The organism is Caballeronia sp. INML3B (assembly GCF_023631305.1).
GTDB lineage: Bacteria > Pseudomonadota > Gammaproteobacteria > Burkholderiales > Burkholderiaceae > Caballeronia > Caballeronia turbans.
The window spans coordinates 1-3,276 of sequence record NZ_JALQDI010000090.1 but is presented as its reverse complement, the minus strand read 5'-3'; the positions used below and the strand labels follow the sequence as shown (position 1 = coordinate 3,276).

4 protein-coding genes are annotated in these 3,276 nt (G+C 61.7%); all 4 read left to right on the top strand.

Features of this window, described 5'->3' with window-relative positions; translation table 11 throughout:
• The coding region (gene sdhC / locus NCS58_RS33985; protein WP_250539042.1) for a succinate dehydrogenase, cytochrome b556 subunit at positions 1-396 on the top strand (396 nt) is incomplete at its 5' end.
• A 2-nt stretch (positions 397-398) separates the two neighbouring features.
• Positions 399-767, top strand: a complete 369-nt coding sequence (gene sdhD / locus NCS58_RS33980; RefSeq protein WP_061122007.1) for a succinate dehydrogenase, hydrophobic membrane anchor protein — start codon at positions 399-401, stop codon at positions 765-767.
• Between the two features lie 5 nt (positions 768-772).
• Complete coding sequence (gene sdhA / locus NCS58_RS33975; protein ID WP_250539041.1) at positions 773-2,548, top strand: succinate dehydrogenase flavoprotein subunit; 1,776 nt, start codon at positions 773-775, stop codon at positions 2,546-2,548.
• Positions 2,549-2,574: 26 nt separating this feature from the next.
• Positions 2,575-3,276, top strand: a complete 702-nt coding sequence (locus NCS58_RS33970) for a succinate dehydrogenase iron-sulfur subunit (protein WP_061122009.1) — start codon at positions 2,575-2,577, stop codon at positions 3,274-3,276.

The window sequence follows — 3,276 nt, the reverse complement described above, 5'->3', positions numbered from 1 at the left end:
AAAAAACCAAGGCCCGAATACCGGAACATCGGACTCGGCCAACTCGCGAAGTACCGCTTGCCGCTGGCAGGAAAGGTATCGATCCTGCATCGTATAAGCGGCTTGCTGCTGTTCGTGTGTCTGCCGTTCATTCTGTATCTGCTCGATCAGAGCCTCACGTCAGAGATCTCGTTCGACGCGTTCAAGGGCTTTCTCGCCAACCCGATCGTCAAGATCGTCACGCTCGTGCTGTCGTGGGCATATCTGCATCACTTCTTCGCGGGCATTCGCTTTCTGCTGCTCGACACCCACGTCGCGGTCAATAAGGAAGGCGGCAAGCAGACCGCGCTCATGGTGCTGATCGTTTCGCTGTTGCTCACGCTCGCGATGGCCCTCAAGATCTTCGGAGTGTTTTAAACATGGCAACGCAAAATCGGGTCGGCCCCAAGCGCCTGGTCGTGGGCGCGCACTACGGTCTGCGCGACTGGCTCGCGCAGCGCATCACCGCGGTCGTGATGGCTGTCTACACCGTCATTCTGCTGTTCTGGTTCTTCGGCGCGCACAACTTCTCCTATGAAGGCTGGGCGGGCATCTTCGCGACGCAGTGGATGAAGCTCGCGACTTTCGTAGCCTTGCTTTGCCTGTTCTATCACGCGTGGGTCGGCATTCGCGACATCTGGATGGACTATGTCAAGCCGATGGGCGTGCGCCTGCTGCTGCAGGTGCTGACCATCCTGTGGCTGATCGGATGCGCCGGCTACGCTGCACAGATTCTCTGGAGAGTTTAAAGAACATGGCTGCAATCAAGACTTCCCTGCCGCGTCGTCGCTTTGACGTGGTCATCGTCGGCGCGGGCGGCTCGGGCATGCGCGCATCGCTGCAACTCGCGCGCGCGGGTTTGTCGGTGGCGGTGCTGTCCAAAGTGTTTCCGACGCGCTCGCATACGGTGGCGGCACAAGGCGGCATCGGCGCTTCGCTTGGCAACATGAGCGAAGACAACTGGCACTATCACTTCTACGACACCATCAAGGGCTCCGACTGGCTCGGCGACCAGGACGCGATCGAGTTCATGTGCCGCGAAGCGCCCCATGCGGTGTACGAGCTCGAACACATGGGCATGCCGTTCGACCGCAATCCGGACGGCACGATCTATCAGCGCCCGTTCGGCGGCCACACCGCGAACTACGGCGAGAAGCCGGTGCAGCGCGCGTGTGCCGCGGCCGACCGTACGGGTCACGCATTGCTGCACACGCTGTATCAGCAGAACGTCGCGGCTAAAACGCACTTCTTCGTCGAATGGATGGCGCTGGATCTGATCCGCGACGCCGACGGCGATGTGCTCGGGGTGACCGCGCTCGAAATGGAAACGGGCGACGTCTACATCCTCGAAGGCAAGACGACGCTGTTCGCCACGGGTGGTGCGGGGCGCATCTTCGCGGCATCGACGAATGCGTTCATCAATACGGGCGACGGCCTCGGCATGGCCGCGCGTTCGGGCATCGCGCTGCAGGACATGGAGTTCTGGCAGTTCCATCCGACGGGCGTGGCGGGCGCGGGCGTGCTGATCACCGAAGGCGTGCGCGGCGAAGGCGGCATTCTGCGTAACGCCAACGGCGATCGTTTCATGGAGCGCTATGCGCCGACGCTGAAGGATCTGGCGCCGCGCGACTTCGTTTCGCGCTCGATGGACCAGGAGATCAAGGAAGGCCGCGGCGTGGGTCCGAACAAGGATCACGTGCTGCTGGACCTGTCGCACATCGGCGCCGAGACGATCATGAAGCGCCTGCCGTCGATTCGCGAGATCGCGCTGAAGTTCGCCAACGTCGACTGCATCAAGGAGCCGATTCCGGTCGTGCCGACCATCCACTATCAGATGGGCGGTATTCCGACGAACATGCACGGCCAGGTCGTGGGTACGGCCAAGGGCTATGACGATCCGGTCAACGGCTTCTACGCGGTGGGCGAATGCTCGTGCGTTTCGGTGCATGGCGCGAACCGTCTGGGCACGAACTCGCTGCTCGATCTGGTCGTGTTCGGCCGCGCGGCGGGCAATCACATCATCAAGCACGCGAAGGAATTGAAAGAGCACAAGCCGCTGCCGGCCGATGCCGCCGACTTAGCGATGGAACGCCTCGCGGTGCTGGAAAAATCGACCTCGGGCGAATACACGCAGAACATCGCCAACGACATCCGCGCGTCGATGCAGGCGCACGCGGGCGTGTTCCGCACCTCGAAGCTGCTCGAAGAAGGGGTGGGCAAGATCGGCGAACTCGCCGAGCGCGTGAAGCATGTGCATCTGAAGGACAAGTCGAAGGTGTTCAACACGGCCAAGGTCGAGGCGCTGGAGCTGGCGAACCTGATCGAAGTGGCGCGCGCGACGATGGTGTCGGCCGAAGCGCGCAAGGAAAGCCGCGGCGCGCACGCGCACAGCGACTACGAGCATCGCGACGACGAGAACTGGATGCGTCACACGCTGTGGTTCAGCGAGGGCGATCGCCTGGATTACAAGCCGGTGCAGATGAAGCCGCTGACGGTCGAATCGGTGCCGCCGAAGGCGCGTACCTTCTAAGGCACAGAGCGCAAGGAAGAATCGAAATGGCAAAGAGAATTTTTGAAGTCTATCGCTACGATCCGGACAAGGACGCGGCGCCGCGCATGCAGACGTACGAGCTCGAGCTGGAGCACGAGCGCATGCTGCTGGACGCGCTGGTGAAGCTGAAGGCGGTCGACGAGACGCTGTCGTTCCGTCGCTCGTGCCGCGAAGGCGTGTGCGGCTCGGATGCGATGAACATCAACGGCAAGAACGGGCTCGCGTGTCTGACGAATCTGAATGAATTGCCGCAGCGAATCGTGCTGCGTCCGCTGCCGGGTCTGCCGGTGGTGCGCGACCTGATTTGCGACTTCACGCAGTTCTTCAACCAGTATCATTCGATCAAGCCGTATCTGATCAACGATACGCCGCCGCCCGAGAAAGAACGCCTGCAATCGCCGGTGGAGCGCGACGAACTGGATGGACTCTACGAGTGCATTCTGTGCGCGAGCTGCTCGACGTCGTGCCCGAGCTTCTGGTGGAACCCGGACAAGTTCGTGGGCCCGGCGGGCTTGCTGCAAGCCTATCGCTTCATCGCGGACAGCCGCGATCAGGCGACGGGCGAACGCCTGGACAACCTGGAAGATCCGTATCGTCTGTTCCGTTGCCATACGATCATGAATTGCGTCGACGTGTGCCCCAAGGGGCTCAATCCGACCAAGGCGATCGGCAAGATCAAGGAATTGATGGTGCGCCGCGCTGTCTGA

Bases quoted from the DNA above. Each gene is read 5' to 3' on its own strand.
- sdhD (WP_061122007.1), top strand. From the start codon at position 399: ATGGCAACGCAAAATCGGGTCGGCCCCAAGCGCCTGGTCGTGGGCGCG.
- sdhA (WP_250539041.1), top strand. From the start codon at position 773: ATGGCTGCAATCAAGACTTCCCTGCCGCGTCGTCGCTTTGACGTGGTC.
- NCS58_RS33970 (WP_061122009.1), top strand. From the start codon at position 2,575: ATGGCAAAGAGAATTTTTGAAGTCTATCGCTACGATCCGGACAAGGAC.